General features: G+C 40.2%; 21 protein-coding genes. 10 read left to right on the plus strand and 11 right to left on the minus strand.

From position 1 onward, the window contains the following. Positions 1–45: 45 nt before the first annotated feature. The 9 genes from waaA to R7E42_RS12560 all read right to left on the minus strand — a co-directional run bounded on the left by waaA (position 46) and on the right by R7E42_RS12560 (position 9,189). A complete protein-coding gene (gene waaA / locus R7E42_RS12520) occupies positions 46–1,302 on the minus strand; it encodes a lipid IV(A) 3-deoxy-D-manno-octulosonic acid transferase (protein WP_318072714.1) in 1,257 nt (418 codons plus the stop codon). Continuing rightward, positions 1,296–2,351 (minus strand): lipopolysaccharide heptosyltransferase II, encoded by a 1,056-nt coding sequence (gene waaF, locus R7E42_RS12525; protein WP_318072715.1) that lies wholly within the window; start codon positions 2,349–2,351, stop codon positions 1,296–1,298. Before waaF ends, waaA begins: the two co-directional genes overlap by 7 nt. Then, positions 2,348–3,070 (minus strand): glycosyltransferase family 25 protein, encoded by a 723-nt coding sequence (locus tag R7E42_RS12530; protein WP_318072716.1) that lies wholly within the window; start codon positions 3,068–3,070, stop codon positions 2,348–2,350. The genes waaF and R7E42_RS12530 overlap by 4 nt, the downstream gene beginning before the upstream one ends. Beyond that, positions 3,067–4,053, minus strand: a complete 987-nt coding sequence (gene lpxM, locus R7E42_RS12535) for a lauroyl-Kdo(2)-lipid IV(A) myristoyltransferase (RefSeq protein ID WP_318072717.1) — start codon at positions 4,051–4,053, stop codon at positions 3,067–3,069. Before lpxM ends, R7E42_RS12530 begins: the two co-directional genes overlap by 4 nt. Positions 4,054–4,179: 126 nt before the next feature. Beyond that, positions 4,180–5,121 carry an ADP-glyceromanno-heptose 6-epimerase gene (gene rfaD / locus R7E42_RS12540; RefSeq protein WP_318072718.1) on the minus strand — a complete coding sequence of 314 codons (942 nt, stop codon included), beginning with the start codon at positions 5,119–5,121 and terminating at the stop codon, positions 4,180–4,182. A gap of 148 nt (positions 5,122–5,269) precedes the next feature. Beyond that, complete coding sequence (locus tag R7E42_RS12545; RefSeq protein WP_318072719.1) at positions 5,270–7,462, minus strand: YjbH domain-containing protein; 2,193 nt, start codon at positions 7,460–7,462, stop codon at positions 5,270–5,272. Then, entirely contained in the window at positions 7,459–8,217 is a 759-nt protein-coding gene (locus tag R7E42_RS12550; RefSeq protein WP_318072720.1) for a YjbG polysaccharide synthesis-related protein, read from the minus strand. The genes R7E42_RS12545 and R7E42_RS12550 overlap by 4 nt, the downstream gene beginning before the upstream one ends. Next, positions 8,214–8,894: a YjbF family lipoprotein gene (locus R7E42_RS12555; RefSeq protein ID WP_318072721.1), complete on the minus strand. Its 681-nt coding sequence runs from the start codon at positions 8,892–8,894 to the stop codon at positions 8,214–8,216. The genes R7E42_RS12550 and R7E42_RS12555 overlap by 4 nt, the downstream gene beginning before the upstream one ends. Positions 8,895–8,970: 76 nt before the next feature. After that, positions 8,971–9,189 carry a hypothetical protein gene (locus R7E42_RS12560; RefSeq protein ID WP_025520696.1) on the minus strand — a complete coding sequence of 73 codons (219 nt, stop codon included), beginning with the start codon at positions 9,187–9,189 and terminating at the stop codon, positions 8,971–8,973. Between the two features lie 408 nt (positions 9,190–9,597). Here R7E42_RS12560 and R7E42_RS12565 point away from each other — a divergent pair, with 408 nt between their 5' ends. The 10 genes from R7E42_RS12565 to R7E42_RS12610 all read left to right on the plus strand — a co-directional run bounded on the left by R7E42_RS12565 (position 9,598) and on the right by R7E42_RS12610 (position 21,520). After that, complete coding sequence (locus tag R7E42_RS12565; RefSeq protein ID WP_172605925.1) at positions 9,598–10,116, plus strand: porin family protein; 519 nt, start codon at positions 9,598–9,600, stop codon at positions 10,114–10,116. A gap of 64 nt (positions 10,117–10,180) precedes the next feature. Beyond that, complete coding sequence (locus R7E42_RS12570) at positions 10,181–12,883, plus strand: SLBB domain-containing protein (RefSeq protein ID WP_318072722.1); 2,703 nt, start codon at positions 10,181–10,183, stop codon at positions 12,881–12,883. 82 nt (positions 12,884–12,965) lie between these two features. Continuing rightward, entirely contained in the window at positions 12,966–13,946 is a 981-nt protein-coding gene (locus R7E42_RS12575; RefSeq protein WP_065275038.1) for a Wzz/FepE/Etk N-terminal domain-containing protein, read from the plus strand. 59 nt (positions 13,947–14,005) lie between these two features. Next, positions 14,006–15,019 carry a UDP-N-acetylglucosamine 4,6-dehydratase (inverting) gene (pseB, locus tag R7E42_RS12580; RefSeq protein WP_065275039.1) on the plus strand — a complete coding sequence of 338 codons (1,014 nt, stop codon included), beginning with the start codon at positions 14,006–14,008 and terminating at the stop codon, positions 15,017–15,019. 162 nt (positions 15,020–15,181) lie between these two features. Further along, entirely contained in the window at positions 15,182–16,459 is a 1,278-nt protein-coding gene (locus tag R7E42_RS12585; RefSeq protein WP_318072723.1) for a lipopolysaccharide biosynthesis protein, read from the plus strand. A gap of 56 nt (positions 16,460–16,515) precedes the next feature. Next, positions 16,516–16,995 (plus strand): acyltransferase, encoded by a 480-nt coding sequence (locus tag R7E42_RS12590; protein WP_065275041.1) that lies wholly within the window; start codon positions 16,516–16,518, stop codon positions 16,993–16,995. A 9-nt stretch (positions 16,996–17,004) separates the two neighbouring features. After that, a complete protein-coding gene (locus tag R7E42_RS12595; RefSeq protein ID WP_065275042.1) occupies positions 17,005–18,270 on the plus strand; it encodes a hypothetical protein in 1,266 nt (421 codons plus the stop codon). 23 nt (positions 18,271–18,293) lie between these two features. Further along, positions 18,294–19,577 carry a hypothetical protein gene (locus tag R7E42_RS12600; RefSeq protein WP_318072724.1) on the plus strand — a complete coding sequence of 428 codons (1,284 nt, stop codon included), beginning with the start codon at positions 18,294–18,296 and terminating at the stop codon, positions 19,575–19,577. After that, on the plus strand, positions 19,574–20,761 hold the full coding sequence (locus tag R7E42_RS12605; protein ID WP_318072725.1) for a glycosyltransferase family 4 protein: 1,188 nt from the start codon (positions 19,574–19,576) through the stop codon (positions 20,759–20,761). The genes R7E42_RS12600 and R7E42_RS12605 overlap by 4 nt, the downstream gene beginning before the upstream one ends. Before the next feature lie 9 nt (positions 20,762–20,770). Further along, the gene (locus R7E42_RS12610) at positions 20,771–21,520 is read left to right on the plus strand and encodes a glycosyltransferase family 2 protein (protein WP_082240133.1); all 750 of its coding nucleotides are present in this window, start codon (positions 20,771–20,773) and stop codon (positions 21,518–21,520) included. 52 nt (positions 21,521–21,572) lie between these two features. Here the strand turns inward: R7E42_RS12610 and R7E42_RS12615 are convergent, their stop codons facing one another. Both R7E42_RS12615 and R7E42_RS12620 read right to left on the minus strand, forming a co-directional pair. Beyond that, positions 21,573–22,580 (minus strand): sugar transferase, encoded by a 1,008-nt coding sequence (locus tag R7E42_RS12615; RefSeq protein ID WP_318072726.1) that lies wholly within the window; start codon positions 22,578–22,580, stop codon positions 21,573–21,575. A 239-nt stretch (positions 22,581–22,819) separates the two neighbouring features. Beyond that, complete coding sequence (locus tag R7E42_RS12620; RefSeq protein ID WP_318072727.1) at positions 22,820–24,136, minus strand: MBL fold metallo-hydrolase; 1,317 nt, start codon at positions 24,134–24,136, stop codon at positions 22,820–22,822. Between the last annotated feature and the right edge of the window lie 908 nt (positions 24,137–25,044).

Below are 25,044 nucleotides of genomic sequence, written 5' to 3' on the forward strand. Positions count from 1 at the left end.
AAGAGTTGTTCATTAATAATGGGGTTGAATTTTTATGTTAGATACTTATATTTTGTTAAGAGTTCTATTTAATGCGCCTTTATTTTCTTTTAGCCACAAGTTAGCTCTATGAACACTTTTTGACGCTGTGTTACATGATAGAATGATTAGTATTGTTTCTGCTAAGGATGTAAAATCATCAATTAGGTAGATCGCCTTACATTCACGAAGACTATTTATTATTTCTATAAAGTTGAAGTAGCTTGGTCCATTGATAGTTGGTTTAGAGAGTGCAATAGGCTCTAGCACATTATGACCGCCAACCTTATCTCCAATTAGGCTTCCACCCATAAAGCAGATGTCTGCTGCACCCATCAACGTTAGCATCTCACCCATTGTATCGCCGAGATATACTTGAGTATTTGTCTCTACTGCATGCGTTGAAGTACGACGCACAGTGTTAAAGCCTTGCTGTTGGCAAAGCGTGAATACATCATCAAATCGTTCCGGATGGCGAGGAACCAAAATAAGTAATGCATTTGGATGAGATTTTAAAACTTGTCTATGTGCATCTAATACCTGTTCGTCCTCGCCTTTGTGGGTGCTAGCTGCAATCCAAATTGGACGATCCTTTCCAAGCTGGGCTCGAAGCTGCTGTCCTTGCTGTTTCACTTGCTCTGATATTTGAATATCGAACTTAATCGAGCCGGTAACGGATAGTTTCTTTTTCTCAACGCCTAAGCGTTCGAAGCGCTCTGCATCTGAATCCGTTTGGCAGAGTACTTGAGTTAGGCATGGATGAAGCTGGTTAAAAAGCCGCTGTATTTTGGCGTAGTTCTGACACGATTTTTCAGATAGGCGAGCATTCACGACTGTTATAGGGATACCCGCTTTGTAAACATGGTGAAGCGTGTTTGGCCACAGCTCAGTCTCAATGATCAACATTTGTTTTGGTTGTACTGCTTTAAGAAAACCTTTGATAGCAAACCCAAAGTCAATTGGCATATAGCGGTGTTCAATTAAATCACCCAACTTAGCAATCTGTTCAGCTCCGGTACTTGTTGTTGTAGTAACTAGAATAGATTGTTCGGGGTTTTGTTCCTTAAGGGCTTTAATTAAAGGTGTTGCTGCTATGCTTTCACCAACAGATACGGCATGTATCCAAATAGGTTTGTCGTTGCTTTTTAGCTTGGGAGTGATACCAAAGTGCTCTTTCCAGCGAGAGCCGAACTTAGGCTTATTTGGTTTGCTCTTGTACAAACCAAATAAAAGCAGCGGTGACGCTAGAGCGAGTAGTAAGGTATAAACAATACGAACTAACATGAGCTTATCGTAATGGCGTCAAGTTTTTGGATGCTATCTAGCACTTGCTTAGGCGAAAGTTCTGTCAAGCACTTAAGGTGTTTGTATTGACATTCACGCTGGAAACAAGGGCGACAATCAATATCGGTATGAACAATCTCCACTTTTTCTGCGAGTGGGGGGGTGTACTTCGGTGAAGTTGAGCCATACACGGCAACAACATTACAACCAACCGCAGCTGCCACATGCATTAAGCCTGAGTCATTCGCGACAACAGTCTTACATGCAGCAAGTAGATCGACTGCTTCAATTAAGCTGGTTTGGCCTGCCAGAACATGAATGTGCTCATGGAATTGCGTCGGAACAAGTGCGCGAATATTGTTACAAGTCTCTAAGTCTTTTTGAGAACCAAACAACCAGATTTGATGCCCAGATCGAGCCATTTGCGTCGCAACTTCAGCGTAGTGTGTTTCGGGCCATTTTTTTGCAGGACCAAACTCTGCTCCTGGGCACAGTCCAATGATTGGTTGGTCTTGCGTTAAGTTGAATTTTTGGATCGTGGCTTTTTGCTCTGCTTCGTTGATTGCGAGGCGTGGGCGAGGTAAGGTTTCAAGCCCGCCAAGAGAGTTAGAATCCACCATTTCTGCTTTTGGATAAGCTAACGCTACATAGCGCTCTACCATGTACTGAAAAGACTTCATGTTAGGGCGTAAGTCATTCAATAAACCATAGCGCATTTCTCCTTTCCAGCCAGTACGAAGAGGAATGTTGGCAAACCATGGGATCAGTGCTGATTTCGCTGATTTAGGCAAGATATAGGCGTGGTCATATTGCTTTTCACGTAATGATTTACCAATTTCCCTGCGGCCTAATAAGTTAAACTCACCATGACCGATAGGCATTTCAATCGCTTGGTGGATTTCTGGCATACGCTCAAGAATCGGTTTACACCATCCTGGAGCGATAACGTCAATTTGGCTATCTGGATGACGTTGCTTTAATACGATATATAACGATTGCGACATTACCATATCGCCGACCCACGCAGGGCCAATGACTAAAATCTTCATGCTTTGTTTTTCCAGTATAGGAATTTCAAAATTGACTCATAAGTTCTAAAAAGTTCAGCGTATATTTTATTCGCAGGAGTCATTTTGGATTTATCTTTTCTTTTACCACCAATCGTCGAAGCAATCTCGGCTCTAGTAAAAAGATCCGGAGACACGCTGTAAACTTGAACACCATGTCTCCATGGTTTTTCCATGTAGTCATCGACTGGTTCAATAAACTCTTGAGCATGCATAACAAACTTTGAGGCTGCTTTAGGTGTGACGATATAAGCGGTGGTACCACAAGTGCCTGCTGAGTATCCCCCTAGCATATGATTATCATCAATAGGTACGATTGGGGTGAATACACGCTTCTGAGTGGCAGACAACTTGATGTAGTCATAATTAGAAGTCAATGGAAGGGTATGTTCGAGTACTTGCTTCAACCCTTCTACGGGGTCGACGTTGTCTTCTAAGATGACGATCGGTTCATCAAGCTCAACACAGCGAACCCACAACTCGTAATGGCTTGCAAAACAGGCGACTTCACTGGTTTTTAATTGATACCCTTTGCGGCGTAGAGTAATGGTTGGACAACTTTTTTCTGAATGAAGAAAACGGCCAACAGAGCCATCTACGGCATCAAAAAACTCAAACCTAATGCCTTGTTGTTTTAACTTTTCTTCAATACGTTCTCGGCGATCCAGCGATCGAGCCAAGCTTACGACAAATACTTTCACTGCACTTTCCAGTCGCTGTTATATCTTGGTTTAAACAAATTGTAATAGTTATTGCCGTCTTCTTGAGAGTGCAGCAACTGCAGTACCCACATATATTGTTCGGGTTTATCACCGACAAAATATTCAATGGCTTCATTACAGGTACGAGCGTCTTGCTCTTCGCCTTTATCCAGCTCAAACGCCGGTAAAATCTCAATATCAAACGTACCATCTTCAGTGTTCATCGACGCAAATAGAGGCAGTACTTTTGAGCGTGATAGTTTCGCAATTTTGCCTAAACCAGGTAGCGTTGCTTTACGTGTAGCAAAGAAATCTACGAACACACTATGCTCTGGGCCGTGATCTTGATCGGGTAGATAATAGCCTACATAGCCATCTCGAATGGATTTCAGAAAAGGCTTAATGCCACCTGAGCGTTCATAAACACGACCACCGTATTGAACTCTTTGCTTGTGCATCAGCCAGTCAGCAACATCATTCTTTTGTTTCTTCGCCATTGCAGAAACTGGCATTCCCATTGAAGCGAGCAAGATAGCAGGCACATCAATTGCCCAAGAGTGGGGAACCATTAAAATCACATTTTCGTTGTTATCAATGTGCTGTCGTAAAATGTCTAGGCCGCGAATTTGGCAACGGTTCTGAAGCCACTTTGGTGAGCGTAAACTTAGTAACCCGAAGCGAAAAAAGAACATGGCCGCTGTGTAGAGTGTTTTTTCTATCAAAGCTTCACGTTCTTGGAACGACTTTTCCGGAAAACACAGCTCAAAGTTAACTCTTGCTCGGTGAGCTGGCCCCTTGTGGGATTTCGACAGTTTTTGGGCTATGGTTTTCGCCAACCACTTTTGTAAATCCAGTGGCATTAATGATAAAGGTAAAAATAAGATAACACCTAACCACGTGCCCCAGTACTTAGACGACAGAAAGTGGCGCTTAAACTCAGGGTTATATGCTTTAGGGTCGAAGTCATCACGTTTTATGGTCATGGCGTGTCTAGTTACCTATTCGTGTACTGGCGAAGTGGTTTTAATGAGAAAAAGATAGTTAGGAATGATACAGGCTATTACAGTGGAGTAAAGGTGGCAGGTTATGGTTCTGCCACCTTGTGGTGCTTAACGGTTTTGGATAGTTAAGTATTCGGCAACGCCTTCTGCAACTGTCTTGAATTCAACATCACAACCTGCGGTGCGCAGTTTGGTCAGATCCGCTTGTGTGAATTCTTGGTAAGCGCCTTTTAGGTGCTCAGGGAATGGGATGGTTTCAATTTGGCCTTTGCCATGATACTTGATAACTGCATTTGCTACCTCTTCAAAAGATTCAGCACGGCCAGTACCACAGTTAAAAATGCCTGATACGCCGTTTTCTAAGAACCACAGGTTTACTTTACATACATCACCAACGTAAACGAAGTCGCGTTTGAATGATTCGCTGCCCGCGAACAATTTAGGATTTTCACCTGCGTTAAGTTGGTTGTTTAGGTGGAATGCAACTGATGCCATGCTACCTTTGTGGTCTTCACGTGGGCCATATACGTTGAAGTAGCGGAAGCCGGTGATTTGAGAAAGGGTCTCACCATGTTCTTCAGCATCTTGCCATAGGCGACGAACGTAGTTATCAAACTGCTGTTTCGAGTAACCGTATACATTCAGTGCGCCTTCGTATTCGCGTTCTTCAACGAAAGTATCTGTATCGCCGTAAGTGGCTGCTGAAGAAGCGTATAGGAATGGAATCTCGCGATCTAAACAGTAATGCAGCAGCTCTTTAGAGTACTCATAATTGTTTAGCATCATGTACTTACCATCCCACTCAGTCGTTGCAGAACAAGCACCTTCGTGGAAAATTGCCTCAATCGGACCAAAATCATCGCCCGCCATAATTTGGGTCAGAAAGTCGTCACGATCCATGTAATCTGTGATGTCCAGATCAACTAAGTTCTTAAACTTTTTGCCATTTTTTAGGTTGTCGACAACCAGGATATTGTTAATACCAGCTTCGTTTAGTGCTTTAACAATGTTGCTGCCAATCATGCCAGCGCCACCAGTTACGATGATCATAGAACTTCCACCATAGATTAAAATTTTCTCAGGAATTCTAGCAAGAAACGAAAAGTAGCGCTATTGGAAGCAGGAAGATAGGTTTTAGTCTTCTATGACTCAGTATCTAGATATGAAAAAGGGAGCCGCAGCTCCCTTGATTACTTTATTATTCCACATCCGAACGGTTAGGCCTTTGATACCAAGGATTTCGCTCATCGGTCAATTCAATCAAGCTGTATTTACGTCCGAGTTTCTGTCCTCCGTCACGAGTAAGAGGCTGCCAACTAAAGTTCGCACGATTGTTGCTTGGCTTAACGGTCATGATGTCAAATGGAATCGACAAGTAGAAACCTTTGGTAAAGCTACCTTCACCAAATTCATCCGCAGACAAGTCTGTAAATGACGCAAAAGCACCAGCAATTACGCCACTCTTGAACTGCTTAGAAACATTGATTTGTGTACCAACATCACCAGCTAGGAATTGACCAACATCGACTTGGATCATCAAATCTTGTAGGAAATCCCATTGAGGGTAGTAGTACCCAGATACAAAACCAGTGAAGCCTTTATCAATAACTTGGAACGGACGTCCATATTCTGGCACGTTTTGCCATTTCTCATCGTAAACACCGAAGTAACTTTGTGGATCACGTTGAGAAATTACGTTGACGTCAGCGCCAATCGCCCAGTTAGCTCCTTGTGGACGGTAAAGAAACTCAGTACCGACTCCAGCAAACATGCTCTCCAGATAACCCGCGTAGAATTGCTGCTCCATGGTATTGGAATACTCTTGGAACCAAGTCAATTGTAGGTTTGACATGGTTATAGCATGTTCATTTTGGTAAGCACGGAACATGGTGCGAACACGAGGAACGGTAGTGCCATCAGGTGGAGTGACATAGATAAACTTATCGTAGTTGTTATACCAATCCCAGTATAACGAACCGCCAATTTCAAGGTTGTCCGTTAGCCAGTATGAGGCATTACCGCTTAGCCCTACACTAAAGAGATAGAAATCTTCAGCGTTTCCGAGAGTTTGAACAAGCTTAGGTGCAAAGCCCCAATCAAAACGTTTAAAACCATCATAGACAGATTCTCCACTTGGCTTATTGCTAGCTTTTGCGGTTGCATCTTCTATTTTGGGGTTGATGTAATTAACTTGGGCAAAGTCGCGATATTTCTCCTTGGAAATAATCGTTTGTTCGCCGACTAAGCCTCGGCTGCGTTCATTGATCGCATAGGTATCAATATCGTCAGGCATTTCATTGTGAAGTACAGCCGCCGCTTTTTCGTGTGCCTCTGTACGGTCACGATATTTCTTCTGCTCACCAACGACAGTTACTGTACTGTCATCAACATAAATACGCGTGTTTTGGTAACCAGCAATTTTGTCTAAATCTTCTGTTACACGTTCCCAATCAACATCAGACAGTTCTTCAGGCTGGCTATCTTCGATTTCTGGTGTTGGTGTGTCTCGCCAGAATGATGGCATGTCATTGAAATTAGTGTTTAGCGTTAAGCCCGCGACCAACGTGTCGCCGCGTTCATAACTTAAACGAAAGTCGGCCATTCCGATACGGTAGAGCACACCAAAGTTCCATGGCGTGTGGGGAGACATATCTACACCGGCCTGAACTACAGGGTAGTCTGTGCTGTAATCGTTGCCGTCGTATTCAAGCTTGAAGCGAAGAGGCTTATGAAGAGTTTGATATTCAATACCACCAAAAAGGGCAGCAGGGCCTTTAAAGGCTCTATCGAAGTTAGTTGTTCCGCCAGTAGATAGAAATTCGGAAGGTCTATTACAGAATTTGTCTGATGCTTTACAAAAAGGATTTGTGACTGTATCTCTAGTTCCTAGGTAGCCCCAGCCCATACCCAAAGTAAAATCAAAAGCACCTAATTTCGAATTAGAATATCGTTTTGTCGCTGCAATAAACTCAGCATCAAAAAGGCCGGTACCAGCAAAGTCTCTCACTCCTAGGGCAATTTCTGGCATATATTCAGATTCTTCCCATAATCTAAATTTAAAATCTATCCCCTTGTCTGTATATTCATTGTCAACATCGGGGAATGATGACGAATAAGGCAGATCGTGAACTCGAGTGTACCGGATAGTTGTTTCTAACCACGGCATGAGTTGCAGAGTCACATTGTAAAAAAGGTACTCATCACTACCTGTTACCGAAAAGTTGAATTCCCCTTCAGGAGCCATACGTCCGGTTGGCATCTGCATTAAGCCAACACCACCAAAGTCAGATTGAGAAGGCTGTAACGAGGGAGCCTCAAAGGGTATTTCTTGAGCCCAAACCAATGCTGGGCCCATTAAAGAAAGGGTTAAGCTTTTTCTAATTGGCATCATTGTGGTCTCTTTATTGAATTTGGTATCAGTTGAGTGAGTAGTCGGACAATATCTTGGTCCATTTCGGAGTATTCAAGATCACCAAACGGGACATATACCAATGTCAGCGGTGGTAAGTAATATTGTGTTGTTAACCAAGCTCCGTGATGCGGCTTAACTACATGACCATCTGGGTAGATCAACACTGGCGGTGTTGATAACGTACCAATATTACTTTTCAAACTCTCTATTTGTGTCTGCAAAGGGATGCCTGCTTGCTCCTTAATGGAATACACGCTATTTAGGTTTCCCAGGAAGTACACTTTTTCTTCGCGTAGAGGGCTTGCGAGCAGGTAATTGCCGCGTAACAGAGGGTTGTCGAATTTATTTAGTCGAATTTTATCAACATCGATCGCAGACAGTAATCGTGGTGCAAAGCTCTGCTTCTGAATGAATTTGTAGAATGGATGTGCAACCAAATTGTGTTGAATCATTTGATTGAGCACCGAGTTCTTTAAGGCGGTAGAGGTCTTATTAGCTCGTTCCGATTTATCAAACAAAGTAGTACCAAGAGGGTATTGCAGCGAGACGCTTTGCTCCTTAGCAAGTGCTAACACACTTTCTAAACGAGCCGGCCCTTGAAATTGTAGCTGTTTACCTACCTCCAATAACTCAACATTTAATGACTGTGTAGTAGAGGTTTCTGTTTGAGCGAAGCTATGTATGCTCAAAAGCGGCATGATCAAACCGAATAATGTGAGTAGTCGCTTGCTCATGATTTGCTATACCCCTTTAAAATGGTTAACTCAACCGGAATCATATTTGGCCCTAAATGTTGTAAGGTTTTGACAACCTGACCTTGTTCATCTACCCAATAGTAGTTTTCGACCGACTGAGAAAAGCTGCTAAACTCAACGACTTCTTTATATACGTCGGTCGTGGCGTTAGAAATAGGTGTCGTCAACGTTTCTTTGCCTGCATAAAAGCGATTCACATTTGCAGGAAAGCCATAACGATATTGTTTTGTCCAATCGTATGAGAGCGTGTAGTTGACAGAAGCCGAGTTTGAAGAAAAGTCTGGCACATCACCATAAACGCCCGCTAAGTCTCCATTCTGTAGTCCAATCGTTTTGACGATATGCCCATTCTCTGTAACGAGCATAGCTTTGTCAGCACTTACCCATTTCAGTTGTATTTTTCCATTGAGAGAGTTTCGTTCTGCAAAAGCTAAAACAACAAAGACCTGTTTTTGATTCCCAAGTTTCAAATAGGCACTGGCATAAGGAACGGCATTTATTTCTTCTGGGGTCATCTCTACATCGATGTAGTTACCATATGCTTCTTGGACTGTGGCTGATACATCATTGAACTTTTGTGTGCAACCAAAGAGTAAGGAGAATAGCGGAAGAGTGAGAACTGTGCGTAGCCATTTAGACGTTCGGAAGATATTCATTGATCCCTCTTATCAAATAAAATCGCCCTGAGTGAATCAGGGCGATTGTCTTCTATCTACAAACTACAAAACAAAATTAGTTAGTAGTAGGAGCTGATGCTGAAGTAGACGTCGTAGTCGAATCGCTATCTGACGCTGCAACTGCTACTACAGTCACTGCTGCTGCCGCACCTACTGCTACAGCTGTTGTGCCTGTTGCAGAAGCAGAAGCTGCACCTGCTGAACCTGCTTCTTCTGCTGCAAATGCAGTTGATGCGCTTAGAGCCATAAGAATAGCTAGAGCTGTATTCTTCATTATTAATCCTTGTGTATCCGGTATAAAAACATCGATGTTTGGTAGCATAAAATATGCACCAAATTATATTCTAGATAAAAAAGCATTGGCATGTAAATAGTTTCTTATTTTGCCATGTCTGTCGTTCTCATTTCTAACACCAACGTGACATTACGCGGTTATCTTGCTCCGTTGCTTGCTGATAAACTACCAAGAGTGCATAATTTGTCGGCTCGTTTCGTTCAGTATTAGATTATTTGGGGTAAACAGGCCGTTTCACTTATACCATATAAAGAGCGATACAGTGGCTTACGCTCAACGCCTCGGGGCGGTAGCGTGCCATTTATGACGACAGCATTTAATGATCTGCATAGCAAGCTTAACTTTGCCTAGCAGTCCATAATTATTACCAGTACTAGGAACTTTTACGTGATAAGAAATCAGCATTGTTTGGGAATACTTAGTGCACTGGGCTTGAGCCTGACTTCTTTTTCAGCGTCAGCCGATTTTTACGCGGGCGCTCTAGTGAGCTACTCAAATGCAGAATTGAAAAGCTCGTCTTCCGGATCCGTGAAAGAGGGAAGTCCTTTCCTTCTTAGTGCGCAAGCTGGTTATTTTTTTAATGACTATATTGGCTTAGAAGGGCGTTATGGGACGTCGGTTCAACGCGACAGTGGTCTTGCGGTTGATAGTGCGATGAGTGGCTTTGTTAAGCTGAATATGCCGGTTTCAGGGCAAATTGCACTTTATGGTTTAGCTGGGTATTCAAGCGTTCAGCTCGATCTGCAAAATGTAGGCTCACATAAAGAACAAGGATTTAGTTTTGGGCTTGGTATGCACTATGCGTTGAACAACCAAAGTGCAGTGATATTTGAGTTTGTTGATAACGTATCGGAAGATCAGGTTCGCCTTAACTCGATTACACTGGGCTTTCAGCACCGATTCTAATTTAAATACCTAGAGCTCAAATTTGGGGCTAGGATTTTTTATTCAATTATTATAGTGACATACCATGTTTAAAGGATTTCTTTCTGTTGCCGCTTTTATACTAGCAAGTACGTTTGCGTCTTATTCGATGGCACAAACACCTACTCCAGAACAAATAAAAATGTTTCAAAACTTACCCGCCGACCAACAGCAGGCACTGGCGAGTAAATATGGTTTCTCAATTCCCTCTAGTTCGTCCTCAAACAAATCTCCTTACGAAAACCCGCAAGTAATCAAACCTAGAGCTGAAGCTAGTGGTGCCTTATCTTCCAATATAGAAGAACAATGGCTAAAAAAAGGTGAGCAGGAAGAGTTAAAACGTTTTGGTTTAGATCTTTTTGCTGGTTCTCCAAGTACTTTTGCTCCGATCAGTGATGTACCTGTACCAGCAAATTATACCGTGGGAGCAGGCGATGAAATCATTGTACAGTTGTTTGGTAAGGAGAATGAAACACATCGTTTACGTGTAAATCGTGCAGGTACAATCAACTTTCCTTCTCTTGGTCCGGTAAATGTTGCAGGTATGCACTTTTCCGATGTTAGAGATTCTCTGACACAACGTGTAAAAGAACAAATGATAGGTGTTCGTAGTGATATCTCATTAGGTGAACTACGCACCATGCAAGTGTTTGTAATGGGGGATGCATATAAGCCTGGTGCCTACACGGTTAGCGCATTAACGACAATATCACAAGCTATCTATTACAGTGGCGGTTTTGGTGAAAGTGGAGCGTTGCGAGATATTCAGCTAAAGCGTGATGGTAAAATCATTCGTAAGTTGGATATGTATGACCTGTTACTAAAAGGTGATGCAAGTAATGATGTGCGCTTACTACCGGATGATGTTGTTTTAATTGGTTCTGTTAACGATACAGTGTCTATAGAGGGCGAGATCAACCGTCCGGCAATTTATGAAGTCAAGGCCGGTGAAACTTACCAACAACTTATTCAGATGGCAGGTGGTTTTACTGCGAATGCTCATGTCGAGCAGTTGGAGATAAAACGCTACGCTTCACATGGCGCTCGTGAGGCTTTGACGCTTGATTTCAATAAAACGCAAGATCGACAGAGTAAAGTTAAAAATGGCGACGCCATCAAGATCTTGAAAAAAAGCGAAGAGCTTACTCGTTACGTGCAGATAGAGGGGGATGTTCGTCATCCTGGCTATGTGGAATGGCGCAATGGCCTTCGTGTTGCCGATCTTTTCAAATCTGTTGACTCAGCTTTTAATTCTACAGCTGATGTTAACTATGCCGTTGTGGTAAGAGAGATTAATCCACAGCGTGATATTGAAGTGTTCCAACTAAGTTTAGCCAACGCAATTCTATCACCAGGTAGCCAAGACAACCTCCAGTTACAATCACGAGATCGTATATTGGTTTTCAACCGCTTTAATAACGAAGATTTGGATACATTGGTAACACAAGAGGCTATTTCAAAAGCAAAAACATTGGAGCAAGCGCAAGAGCAAGCTGAGCTGGAACAACAGAAAGAGCAAGAAGTGATGAGCTCTTCTGTTGCCGTTTCGCATTCAGAAAATGGTATGCTTAACAACCAGAACGCCACAGAGCAGGCTAAACCCGCTAAAATCATTTTCCGTGGTAAAGAGATTACAGAGGAAGATTTTGAAAAGCTGAAGCAAAATACTCGTCGCACTTTACTTGCCCCAGTTTTGTTACAACTTCAGCAACAGTCTCGTTTGGGGCTAGCCCCTCAAATTGCTGAAGTCTTTGGTGAAGTGAAGCACCCAGGGCGCTACCCGATCACTCCAAGAATGACGGTATCAACGCTTATTGAAGCTGCTGGTGGATTGACTTACAACGCATTCACAATTAATGCAGAACTAGCGCGAACCGCGATTAATAGTGCGGATGAGCGTGCGTATATTGATGTTGGACGTATTGATTTGCGTAAAGCAATCCAAGGCAGTGCTTCGGACAATGCACTTATCGTAGGCCGAGACCGTTTGAACATCCTAGAAAAGCCAAATGTGAAGCTACAAAGCACAGTAACTCTACAGGGTGAAGTTCGCTTCCCTGGAACCTATACCGTGCGTCAAGGTGAAACCTTAAGTGAGTTATTGGACCGAGCTGGCGGTCTGACAGAGTTTGCTCACCCTCAAGGAGCAATATTTACGCGTGAAGCATTGCGTTTACAAGAGCAGAAGCTTTTAAACCAATACGCCGCAGATATGCGAAAAGAAACAGCGAAGAAGACGTTCCGAGCTGATAGCAATATAGGTTCTGTAATTTCAGACCCAGAAAAAACGTTAGCATTTGTTGAAGAAGCAAGTCGCAGCAAAGCACTTGGCCGTATGGTGGTACAGTTAAACCGTATTTTAAAAGGCGAGCGTTCAGCAGACTTTATGCTCGAGGACGGTGATTTCCTCTTTGTTCCGACTTTCCGAAACACAGTATCAATCATGGGGGAAGTTCAGGTTCCAATTACCTACTTGTTAGATAACAAACTTGACGTCAACGATTATCTGAACAAAGCGGGTGGTGCTAAAAAGCAAGCGGACGAAGATCGCATTTTTGTAGTGCGTGCGGATGGTTCTGTTTACAAGCCTTCATCAGGTTATTGGTTCGGAAACAATAAAGAAGGGTTAAAAGCTGGTGATACTATCGTTGTACCAATTGACACTGACTATAGAGATGCACTAAGTACCTGGACAGCTGCGACACAGATCCTATATCAAACCGGTGTAGCGATAAACGCACTTAAGTAACAAGGATATTGTACTGGAGGCTCAGGTATTTGAGCCTCCTTTAAGTTATAGAAAGTTCTTAAATGGGAATCCTTTACACAGCATGATAGAGAAAAAAGACACTAGTCAAAGTTATGAGAAGTCAATAAATCAAATAGATGATGAGAAGAAAGATATAGATCTAAGAGATTTATTTTCTGCATTCTGGAAAGGTAAATTGCTTATTATCATATTTACGGCAGTTTTTGCTGTTGGGGCCGTATTTTTTGCGATCAAACAACCTAATATATACTCAGCGAATGCCCTGCTAGCACCAACTGAAAGTTCAGATGGAGGGGCCCTATCTAAAATGTCTGGACAGCTAGGTGGCCTCGCTGCGATTGCTGGAGTTAACTTAGGTGGAAGTGAGGCTAGTCGTACAGACCTCGCTGTTCAGGTAATTCAATCTCGTCAATTTATAAATAAGTTCATATCTGAACACGAGATTTTAGTTCCTTTAATGGCAACAAAGGGCTGGAATCTAGATAAAAACACGTTATTAATTGATAGTGATATTTATGATGCAAAGACCAAATCATGGCTGAGGTTAGCTGAAGGTTTAAGGACTAGTGAGCCAACGCTTCAAGAAGCATCGAGTTATTTCAAAAAAGAAATATTTAGTATTGAAGAGGACAAAGAAAGCGGCTTTTATTTAATCAAAGTTTCACATTTCTCACCTTATGTTGCTAAACAATGGGTTGATCTTTTAATTGATGATATTAACAAGGTGATGCGAGAACGAGCCATTAAAGAATCAACTAAAAACTTGGAGTATTTAAACAATCAGCTCAATAAAACGGCAGTGGCAGACATGCAAAGCATGTTCTACAAACTAATCGAAGAGCAGACTAAAAGTTTAATGCTTGCTAAAGCTCAAGATGAGTTTGTCTTTAAAGTAATTGATCCTGCAGTTGTGCCTGAGATTAAAGCAAGTCCGCAGAGAGCCCTTATATGTGTACTGGGCACAATGCTCGGTTTTATGTTAGGGGTGTTTATTATTTTTGTTCGATTTCTCTTTGTTGGATATAGCTCTAATAGAAAATAATCGTAAACTAAGAGTATACATCCAAGTTATTATATAAAGATATACTATAAGGCATGAAAATGTTAAACCATAAGACGGCCCTTATCACAGGTGGCACCGGTTCGTTCGGTAAACAGTTCATTAAAACCATTCTTGGACGCTATCCAGAAGTTAAAAAAATCATCATTTTCTCTCGTGATGAACTAAAACAGTTTGAGCTGAAACAAAAGTATCCTGCAAAAGACTTTCCTCAACTTCGCTTCTTCATTGGCGATGTGCGTGACCAAAATCGTATGATTCAAGCTTGTGAAGGCGTTGATGTCATCATCCATGCCGCGGCGATAAAGCAAGTTGATACTGCAGAATATAACCCAACTGAGTGTATACGAACTAATATTACGGGCGCAGAGAACGTTATTAATGCGGCGTTACATTGCGGTGTAAAAGATGTTGTAGCTCTTTCCACAGACAAAGCGTGCGCTCCCATAAACCTTTATGGTGCAACGAAACTGGCGTCTGATAAGTTGTTCACTGCTGCCAATAACATCAAAGGCTCTAAAGATATCCGTTTCAGCGTTGTACGTTATGGTAATGTCATGGGCTCTCGTGGTTCAGTGATCCCATTCTTTTTGAGCAAACGCGAAGAAGGTATTCTACCAATCACTCATGAAGATATGACGCGTTTCAATATCTCATTGCAAGATGGTGTGAACATGGTGATGTACGCTCTGGAAAATCACTTAGGTGGTGAGATTTTTGTACCGAAAATCCCATCTTACAAAATCTTAGATATCGCTGAAGCTATTGCTCCTGAGTGTGAAACTAAAGTGGTTGGTATTCGTCCTGGTGAGAAGCTCCATGAAGAGATGATCACTGATACTGATTCTCTAAACACGATAGATCTAGGTAAATACTATGCAATTCTGCCTTCTGTTTCGTTCACTTATACAGAGAAAGAATACCTCGAACACCACAAAGCTGAAAAAGTACCGTTTGGTTTTAAATACAACTCAGGTACGAATACAGAGTGGGAAAGTATTGAAGGCCTACGAGAGCTAATCAAAGAGCACGTTGACCCAAACTTTACAGTGTGAGAACAGTTGTGATTCCTTACGGCAAGCAAGATCACAACTGCAGATGTTTTATTGGAGGCTTTGAGTTAGGGTGAAGCAAAGAGCCGCGTATCGAAACGGATTTATCAATTAATATGCCAGCTATTACCTTACTGGTCTTACCTGACTTTTTATATACACGTTATGTCCTTAACTAAGAATTCAATAATATACTTATCAGCCAATATAGCAACTGCTGCTATTCCTTTTTTACTGTTACCTGTTTTGACGCGAGCCCTTCTTCCAGAAGAGTATGGACAAGTGGCTATGTTTCAAACGTTAGTAGCGGGGTTAGTTGCATTCGTTGGATTAAACACAGTTGGTGCTGCAAATAGAAAGTTTTACGATCATACAAATGAGAAAGAACTTGCACAGTATAATGGGGCCTGCATTCATATTCTCGTTATAAGTACAATAGCATTACTTTTTATCTGTTTTTTATTCTCTGAACCTTTGAGTCAGTTTTTATCCATACCTAAAAGCTGGTTGTATGTAGCATTAATTTATAGCGCATTAAGCTTTGTCATGAATTTACGTTTAGGGCAATGGCAAATACGGAGTAATGCAAAAAAATATGGGCTAATGCAGTTATTTTATGGTGTGTTTAATATGGTGCTGTCTTTAATCTTTGTTTTATATTTTGAATATGGAGCACAGGGACGAGTTGATGGGCAAGCATTAGCTATGACATCTATTGCATTTGTTGCGCTGATTAGTTTGTTTAAAGACAAACTAATCAATGTTACTTTGTTCAGATTAACTTATATTAGGGAAGCATTAAATTTTGGTTTGCCATTGATACCACATTTTTTTGGTGCATTTCTTTTGACTACGGCTGATAGATTTGTAATAAATCAGAATTTGGGTTTAAGTCAAGCTGGCATATATATGGTCGCAGTGCAGATAAGTATGGCTTTTAATATAATCTTTAATGCTATTAATAAAGCATATGTACCTTGGTTATTTAATATATTAAAGGAAAATGATAGTAAAAAAAAGAAACTAGTTGTAAAGTATACGTACATATATTTCTTATTCTTATTGGCTTTCTCACCGTTACCTTTTGTTTTAGGTCCTTGGTTAATGAATCTCATCGCGGGTGAACAATATCAAGAGGCCGGTAAAGTTATAGGGTGGTTATGTTTAGGACAAATATTAGGAGGGATGTACTTGATGGTCACAAATTATATATTCTTTTCAAAGAAAACGGGAAAGCTATCTATCGTTACTTTGATATCTGGTGCTATCAACCTCCTTTTGTTGGTCTACCTTGTTGATATAATAGGGTTTGTTGGCGCAGCAATTGCTTTTACTGTGGCAAAATTATTCCAATTTTTATTTACTTGGCTCTTGGCATATAAAGCAGTTGATATGCCTTGGTTTACGATTGAAATTATTAGTGATCAAAAGAGAAATGTCTAGCGATTAATTAATTCTTATGAAAGTTTTAATCTAAATATATTATAGAGTTAGAGGCAATGAAGAAAAAGATAAAGAAGTTTCTATTTACAAAGCTAGCAAAAAGGAATATTCAATCATTTGGTGATGGCCTTACAGTTAATAATAGAACAATATTTAACAAAAGAACAATAATAGGTGAAGATTGTCACTTTAATGGGCTTAGAGTTCAAGGTGATGGTCAAGTTACTATCGGAGATCATTTCCATTCTGGTCATGGATGTATATTGATTACAAGTAATCATAATTATATGGGAACGGCTCTTCCATATGATCATACGAATATAAGTAAAGATATAACGATTGGTCGTAATGTTTGGCTAGGTCTCAATGTAATTATTTTACCTGGTGTTCGAATAGGAGATGGTGTAATTATCCAGGCTGGTTCAGTTGTGACAAAAGATGTCCCAGATTTAGCGATAGCAGGCGGACATCCTGCTAAAGTATTCTCTTATAGGGATAAAAAACATTACTATAATCTTGACAAAAATAAAGTATAAGTGGTTTATATGTTTAAGAAGCTTAAACAATTCGATTACCTTACCTTTTCAACAACCGATAGCTATCTAAGGTATAGAATCTTTTGTCAAGGAAAGCATGGTCTGACTTATCGAATTGCGAGCTATTTTTATAATTTCATAAAGTCATTAAACCGTCTTAGTTTTAAAATTAAAAAAAGTGATGTTATTTTCATATATAGTACTGAAAACCAAAAAAAATCATTAGATTTAATACAAGAAAAATATAAAGAAAAGCATGGTAATGAATGTGGTGTCAGCTATTCATTAAAAAATAAGTTAAAATCTAACTATTATTTTCCTGAATTATACACATATTTAATTTCTCTAGTGTTTTTTCCTTTAGCAATCGTAGAGTCATTATATTCTATTTTGTTTAAAAAGGACTATGATAAATATGCTCATGGTATAGATCGTTATATATTATCCTTCGGTCAATATATAGTATACTGGTTTTTCTTGTCATTAATTAAGCCGAAAATAATAATATTAAGCAATGATCATAACTCTGAGATTAGAGTGGTTTTAAGCATAGCAAGAAAGAAAGGAATAAAAACAATCTATGTTCAGCATGCTTCTCCCAATGCTCAATTGCCACCTTTAGAACAATTTGACAAGTCTCTTCTCGATGGACAGGCTTCACTTGATGTTTACCATAGCATTGGCGAGTTATCAGAAGATGTTGACTTAGTTGGAATATCAAAACTTGATAGAGTAAAAAGAATAAAAGAAGACGATTATTCTCGTGAGTTTATATCTGTCGCAATAAATTCTAGTTTTGAGATATCTAATTTGATTCGTTTGATAAAAGAAATCAACTCTTACGGGGAAGCTGTCAGATTAAGACTTCACCCCGGTCAAATGGGAAGTCAGAATTCAATTAAAAAGAAGCTCAATGGACTTGATGTGATTTTCAATGACCCGAAAAGAGATGACCTATTTGAGTTTATTCTAACGTCTAAGTCATTAATCGCTGGTAACTCCAATATATTGCTTGAAGCAGCGTTGCTAAATACCCCTACGTACTATGCAAAGTTAGATAACTCTGAATTTGATTACTATGGTTTTGTGAAAAATAAAATCAGTGTGGAAATTAAGGAGGATTTTAGCAACATCAATCAAGTCTTTGATATTAATTCGGTCAGAAGTAAAGAAAGCTTAAAGTATTATGACCACTCTGTAGGTGAAAGTTACTTTGGCTATAGTGATGAACTCATATGTGAGCATATCGATAATTTACTGAATAAGTGTAATTAGGTTAAAAGATTTATGAGTCATATATGAATAATGAAAGGATATTTCTTAAAATAAAGTACGAAACGATTATCAAGTTATTGTTATTAATAAACTTCTTCTTTCCTACTTTCAATAATATATTTGAAAGTACAGGTGATACGGGGGTGATGATGATCAACTTGATGATGCTTTCTCTTTCATTGCTAACGATATGTTTTATTGTCAGAGATTATGGGTTTGAGTTTGAATTTGGAATTAATGTTTTTTTAATCATTGCGTTTCTGTACCTTATACTAACAATTTCCGGTAACTTTATTAATAACAGAGTTATTTTCTCTGATGTATTCGAATTGTTTAGGCCAGTGTACTATACGATATCTTTTTTGCTTTTTTATTTACTTGTTAAGTTTGATATTGTAATACCAGAAAAAATACTTAAGCTCTTTAGTCGATTTATATTAGCTACAGCCTTTTTTAGCTTCATTTGTTTGCTCTTTTACCAACACTTTGGGCGAGAAGTGATGGCATTCTATGCAAAAGCCTCTTTGTTATCTACTCGCCGTTTTACAGGAACGTTCCAAAACCCATATGATTTTGCTTTTGTCGCTGTTCTGCCATTAATGTACTTAATCATGAAGTTCGTAACAGAAGGTAAAGTATATCGTTTGGTTTGCATTTCAGTTTTATTTATAACGATTCTTTTTGGTCAAAGTAAATCAGGCTTTGCAAGTTTTCTTGTTGCAACAACAATAGCATTGTTTGCTTCTTTATTTATCGTTAATCGAGATAAGATTAGAAAAAGTATTGGTTATCACGTTAGGTTTCTTTTCTTTCCTGCTTCAGTGGCAATATTCGCGCTAATTATCGTGCTATTCTATTTTGATGATTTTTCATACTTGTTAAATGGAATTATTAAGATAATTTCTGGGGATGGAGATAAATCAAGTCAAATAAGAATATATCAAGCTAAAGTGGCTTTAGATATGTTGGAAAATAGCTTGCTTGAATTGATGATGGGATTTGGTTCATTCAAAGCATCTGGTTTGAAGTTTGAGTCTCTATACTTCCTATATCTTTTTAGGTATGGCTTTCTTTCCGTGCTGATTCTGTTTTTCTGGATAATATTTCCTATTGTTATACTTGCTTTTCAAAAGGTTGAGCTAGAAAAACTTTACAAGGTGTTGCTGTTTGGTCTGTTTGTGTCTGTTATACCAGCCGGTTTTGGTAACAATGTAATAGATCAATCTAGAATTCCATTCATTTACTTTGGTTGTTTGGGCGTTACCTACGCGTTAATTCATAAAAGAACTGTAAAGAGGTCAGTTTGAAAACTATTTTACTGTCATCACTATCCTATGAAGGCTGCTATGGTGGTGTTGAAAACTCATTACGTTATCTATCTAAATCCTACAAGCGCAATGGTGACAATGTGATCATTTTGGCGTCTGCCTATTTTGATAAAAAGTTTGAGCGATTTGGGGGGGAAGATGGCGTCACGTTAGTTCGTTTTAGACGTGAATTCTTTGTCAATAAGTATCTAAACATGATGCTTTTCCCTTTGTTTATTTTGGATCTTGTTTGGGCGTTGGCACTGATAAAATACAAATATCCAATAGATAAATCTGTTTGTCGAAATCAATTTGTTTGTTTCTTCGTCAATTTGCTTTTTGCTGAAAAAAACGTTTACTTAGCCCCAGGCTTTAGCCATCGACAGTCAGCTAAAGAGAATATGACCAATGGGGGCTTTACGCTTACTTTGAGACGTAAGCTACATATGCTGTTTGATTATGCTGCGTTACGGTTTAGTAAGTCTGTATGTGTCTTTTCTCATAATATGTTGCAGCAAGCTCAGGAAGTCTCTTCAAGTTTTTCTTCTGGGTCTATCGCTAAAAAAATTTCTCTGACAAAACCAGGTGTCGATAAATCAGTTTTCTTTCCTATTTACGGAGAAGAGAAGGATTCTCTTAAGGCATTTTTGGGCCTACCACACGATAAAGTAATTTTGCTTTGTGTGGGACGTTGCGTGAAGGCGAAAGGCTTTGAGTTAGCACTGCAAGCGATGGAGAGCAATGAACACTGTCATTTAGTCATAGTTGGTGATGGGCCGGAGCTTGATAATTTAAAGGAGCTTGCAAGTTCACTTTGTGTCGAACAAAGTGTAACGTTCTTTGGAGCTCGTAGTGATGTTAAGAACTTTTATCAATCTTCAGATTATTTCTTTATGTCTTCTACTTATGAGCCGTTAGGTCAGACTATTCTCGAGGCCATTTCTTGCTCTCTTCCTGTTTTGGCATTTGAATCAGGTGTACTGACAGCAACTAAAGAACTGATGCAGGATAGAGGAGTCATTTTTATCAAAAGTACCGATCGTGATACTATGAAAGCTTCCGTTGCTTCACTGCCAGCTGTAGAGTCGAATGACTATAAACTCCTTTCAGAAAGTGCGTTTGAGTTATCCGCTCTTTTTGACTGGGACAAGCTAGCACAAGATTTAGTCGCAGATATTGAGTAAAGGTAAGAAATGCTTGTATCCATAATAATGCCTGTATACAACGGCGAAAAAACGATACTTGGTGCAATTAATTCAGTATTGGCTCAGACTTATGAAAACTGGGAGCTAGTTATCGTGGATGATTGCTCTAAGGACCAAACTTATTCGGTTGTGAAAAGTGTTGACGATGAACGAATAAAGTTCTATCAACTGGATTCTAACACTGGAAGCCCAACATCTCCCCGAAACTTCGGGTTATCTGTATGCAACGGTCAATATGTATCATTTCTTGATGCAGATGATCTATGGGAGCCTAAGAAGCTAGAGCTGCAAGTCGCTGTACTCGAACGTGGATATAATATTGTTTGCTCTAATTACTCTGTATTTGTAGATGAGAATTGGGAAGCTCCGATTTCCTATCGCCAGTTTCCAAAAGAGTTCAACTTTCGTAAAATGTTGAGAGGAAACTGCATCGGCAACCTTACTGGTATCTATAATAGAGATAAACTTGGTATTGTGCCTCAAAAACATCAAGGTCACGAAGATTATATTATGTGGCTAGAATTGGTGAAAAAAGGTGGAAACGTATACTGTGTTCAGGAACCATTGGCGCGATATCGGCTATCTTCGAGTTCTGTTTCTTCAGATAAGCTACGGGCAGCAAAATGGCAATGGCGAATTTATCGAGAAGAGCTAGAGCTAAATGCCTTAGTGAGCAGTTACTATTTCTCGCAGTATGCCCTTAACGTAGTAAGGCGAAACTTTTTTAAGTTTTTATAAACAAAAAAGGGCCTATACTGATAGCCCTTTTTTATTTATTTGTTTTCGTTTTCTAGCGCCCCATCCCAAACAACACTGTTTTAACCGTAAGGAAAAGAATCTTCACTTCCATCACCCAGTTTTGGTGTTTGATGTAGTAGATATCGTATTTATGCTTCCAAATAGCATCTTCTACCGATGCGCCGTAAGGGTATTTTACTTGGGCTAGACCAGTTACCCCAGGTTTAACGGCGTGACGAAAGCGGTAGTAAGGAATGGCTTTTTCCAATTCAGAGATGAACACCTCGCGTTCTGGGCGAGGACCAACCATCGACATCTCTCCCTTTAGTACATTGATTAACTGAGGGAGCTCATCTATGCGAGTTTTACGAATAAAACAGCCGACTTTCGTTACGCGAGCGTCGTTCTTGGTCGCCCATTGGGCACCGTTCTTTTCCGCATCGTTTCGCATCGAGCGAAACTTGATCACTTCAAATTCTTCATTATATTGGCCAGTGCGACGCTGCTTAAAGAATACCGGGCCTGGTGACTCAAGCTTAATGAGCAGTGCCGTAATAAGCCCTACTGGGATAGCAACCCATGACAGCATAAAAACAAACAAGAGATCGATGAAGCGCTTTTGCCAGCTGTTCTTACGATTAGAGAGGATAGAAAAAGCTTTTTGGTGTAAGAAGTAGCCGCTATGCAAGAGCTCAGTTTCAGTGTAGCCAAGTGAACGATCAAAGTAGCTAACTAGAGGCTCAACCCAAGCACCTAGTTCTGTCGCAGCTACAAGAAACGCTTGCTGCTCAGGGTTTAGATGTGAGCTTTTGAAGTGGCAAAGCGTTTTACTCTTGAAATCCCTAAGAGCATAGTTATTAACTTGTGCGTTAATCTCAGGATGTCTCTTAAGCACTTGAGCAATCTTTGCTTCGTCTTCTTTCGGACAGTAGATATAAAGGCAAGCGTCTGTTTCACTTGCGGATAACTCGTCCAATGCTGATGTTATGCTGATAGAATTATTTTTAGTTAATTCAGAAGCTTCTCGTTCTTGAAGCGTGTCGCTCATACTGTCTGTCATAGGAATGGAATAAGTTGTTTTCGACTAGCCAATTGCTTACAAGTCGGCGATTATAATTTAATTCGTATAGAAATTATATCCCTTAATCCAGAACATGCTTGTAACTTTGTTAATTTTCTTGAACCTGAGTCCTTACTTATGGCTTGTTTTTGAATCTTGACGTAACTATATCAATGAATTCGACAAACTATGTTTGCGATATATTATGTTGCCTCGAAATTAAATGATTATCTAATTCACTATATTACGCAGTTATATCCGAGGTTGATTAGTTTTTGATAAAGCGCTTTTTTCGAATCTCCCTCACCATGTATAAGGTGAACCTCTTTAGGAGGAGTAGGAATGGCAGTTACAAATTGTATTAAGTCGTTCATATCGGCATGCGCAGAGTAGCCTGACATCGTATGAACTTGAGCTTTCACTTTCACGCGCTTACCTTCAATCAATACACTTTCTTCTCCATCCTGGATACGCCGACCTAAAGTCCCTTCCGCTTGATAGCCAGCAAATAGAACATCATTTCTTTCATCAGGCAGTAAAGCTTCCAAATAATTGACGACACGGCCACCTTCACACATTCCGGAGGCTGCAACCACGATAGCGGCTTCTGATGTACTTGCGAGACGGTTAACGAGCTGTAAATGGTCTGCGTGGCTTTCGATCGTAATGCATTGGTCAAACGCGAGCGGGTGTCGATGATGATCGAGTCGCTCTTTCGCTTCAGATCCCCAAAGTTTTTTAAAATGGCGATAGGTATTGGTCACCTTTTTAGCCAAAGGAGAGTCGAGAATAATAGGCAGTGAATCTTGCAAAGCGTGCTCATGTATAAGCTGCTCTATATCAAAAAGTAACTCTTGGGTTCTCCCGACACTAAAAGCTGGTATCACAATTACGCCACCATCCCCAAGGGCGTGCTCAATAATAGAAAGTAATCTCCTGCTGCGAGACTCTACATCCTCGTGAATTTTATTGCCGTAAGTCGACTCGATAAACAGGTAGTCAGCTTTTTCCGGTGATAAGGGATCCGGTAGGAGAGGTGTGTTGCGAGGTCCCAAATCCCCAGAGAAAACAACAGCCTCCTGGTTTGATAAATGAAATTCAACATATGCTGAGCCTAAAATGTGCCCAGCAGGTTGAAAGCGAAGAGAAGTACTCTCTTCTATTTCTACCCACACTGAGTAAGGACAAGGACGAATAAGCGCTCGAATAAAATCGAGCACTTTCTCTCTTTGATGACGTCGCATACCCAATTGGAGCTTTAAACCATCTTCTAACATAAGCGGCACGAGCTCAGCGGTGGCTTCCGTACAGTAGATAGGGCCCTTATAGCCAGCTGCTAATAGCCAGGGCAGCCTACCAATATGATCGATATGAGAATGAGTCAGCACTACCGCTTTGAGATGAGCGATAGAAAAGTCGATACCCAAACTCTGCTGCTGAGTATTGTCTTGGCCTTGTAGCAAACCACAGTCGATCAGCACACTTCCATTTTGTAACACGAGCTCGTGGCAAGAGCCAGTAACCGTATTTTTCCCACCGTGGTGCAGTACTTTCATAACAAAACGACGCTTTTACCTTTGCTAGCTTACACTTGTGAGTATCTATTTTACACATAGTCAAACCTCACTACTTGGCAGCGATTCGGTAAATCGCTCAGTAGGTAGGGTAAGCAGGCAGATAGTGAATAAGTGAGCGTATTGTAGGCAAGCAAAATAGGAGAAAGAAAATGGCAAAACTGAAAGTTTAGAGAGACTTAGATATTCGTCATAAATTTGACTACGTTTCATTGCAACCGCTTGTGATGCAATTCATATTATTGCAACTATTTTCATTTAAGCTTTTGGAATCAGCGTCACTGGCTGTTTAGTGCTCGCTGCGTAAATGAGTGTCTGATAATTATAATCTTATAAAACACGCCACATTTATGACGGAATAAGTGTCAGAAAAAAGACATTTTTTTGTAAGCTTTTTACACGTTCTACTTTTAGTTGCAACGTGTTTACTATACAATTCGTCTCCTGTTTGGAAATGCAACCGTTCACATTACGTGCAAAAACTTGCTTCTAGGAGCCAGACCTAGGGGCGGTAGCGTGCCCAAATCATCGGTGAAGCCTCCTTCCTAATAAAAGAAAGAGGTCAAACTAAAGAATGTTCAATAATAATAAGCACCTAAGTGCATTTCTGGCAAGATTGATTTATAAAAAACGAGAACTATTACAAATTTATGTAATTCCCTTTTGTCAGAGGGACGCTCAAAGCTAACAAAGTGGCGAGCAAATGTTGGTTAGGCATAGGTTACAATTTAAATCTCCATTTCTCATACCTATCAAAACCAAGCACTAAGCGTGTAGAAGTAGTTAACTGTCGGCCCAAACCGTTAGTTAGCATATACAAGCTTTGTATTTGGCCTGCCTATAAAAAGCTATGAACCCGTGACCGTCATGAGCGAGTATCGGAGTGATTC

This window comes from Vibrio sp. Vb1337 (assembly GCF_033338715.1).
Classification (GTDB): domain Bacteria; phylum Pseudomonadota; class Gammaproteobacteria; order Enterobacterales; family Vibrionaceae; genus Vibrio; species Vibrio alginolyticus.

What these genes read in the sequence shown, in the direction of transcription:
- R7E42_RS12615 (WP_318072726.1), bottom strand. Translation starts at nt 22,580, where the DNA reads ATGACAGACAGTATGAGCGACACGCTTCAAGAACGAGAAGCTTCTGAA.
- lpxM (WP_318072717.1), bottom strand. Translation starts at nt 4,053, where the DNA reads ATGACCATAAAACGTGATGACTTCGACCCTAAAGCATATAACCCTGAG.
- R7E42_RS12550 (WP_318072720.1), bottom strand. Translation starts at nt 8,217, where the DNA reads ATGAGCAAGCGACTACTCACATTATTCGGTTTGATCATGCCGCTTTTG.
- R7E42_RS12570 (WP_318072722.1), top strand. Translation starts at nt 10,181, where the DNA reads ATGTTTAAAGGATTTCTTTCTGTTGCCGCTTTTATACTAGCAAGTACG.
- R7E42_RS12610 (WP_082240133.1), top strand. Translation starts at nt 20,771, where the DNA reads ATGCTTGTATCCATAATAATGCCTGTATACAACGGCGAAAAAACGATA.
- waaF (WP_318072715.1), bottom strand. Translation starts at nt 2,351, where the DNA reads ATGAAGATTTTAGTCATTGGCCCTGCGTGGGTCGGCGATATGGTAATG.
- R7E42_RS12620 (WP_318072727.1), bottom strand. Translation starts at nt 24,136, where the DNA reads ATGAAAGTACTGCACCACGGTGGGAAAAATACGGTTACTGGCTCTTGC.
- pseB (WP_065275039.1), top strand. Translation starts at nt 14,006, where the DNA reads ATGTTAAACCATAAGACGGCCCTTATCACAGGTGGCACCGGTTCGTTC.
- R7E42_RS12575 (WP_065275038.1), top strand. Translation starts at nt 12,966, where the DNA reads ATGATAGAGAAAAAAGACACTAGTCAAAGTTATGAGAAGTCAATAAAT.
- R7E42_RS12585 (WP_318072723.1), top strand. Translation starts at nt 15,182, where the DNA reads ATGTCCTTAACTAAGAATTCAATAATATACTTATCAGCCAATATAGCA.
- R7E42_RS12555 (WP_318072721.1), bottom strand. Translation starts at nt 8,894, where the DNA reads ATGAATATCTTCCGAACGTCTAAATGGCTACGCACAGTTCTCACTCTT.
- R7E42_RS12600 (WP_318072724.1), top strand. Translation starts at nt 18,294, where the DNA reads ATGAATAATGAAAGGATATTTCTTAAAATAAAGTACGAAACGATTATC.
- R7E42_RS12545 (WP_318072719.1), bottom strand. Translation starts at nt 7,462, where the DNA reads ATGATGCCAATTAGAAAAAGCTTAACCCTTTCTTTAATGGGCCCAGCA.
- R7E42_RS12590 (WP_065275041.1), top strand. Translation starts at nt 16,516, where the DNA reads ATGAAGAAAAAGATAAAGAAGTTTCTATTTACAAAGCTAGCAAAAAGG.
- R7E42_RS12595 (WP_065275042.1), top strand. Translation starts at nt 17,005, where the DNA reads ATGTTTAAGAAGCTTAAACAATTCGATTACCTTACCTTTTCAACAACC.
- rfaD (WP_318072718.1), bottom strand. Translation starts at nt 5,121, where the DNA reads ATGATCATCGTAACTGGTGGCGCTGGCATGATTGGCAGCAACATTGTT.
- R7E42_RS12560 (WP_025520696.1), bottom strand. Translation starts at nt 9,189, where the DNA reads ATGAAGAATACAGCTCTAGCTATTCTTATGGCTCTAAGCGCATCAACT.
- waaA (WP_318072714.1), bottom strand. Translation starts at nt 1,302, where the DNA reads ATGTTAGTTCGTATTGTTTATACCTTACTACTCGCTCTAGCGTCACCG.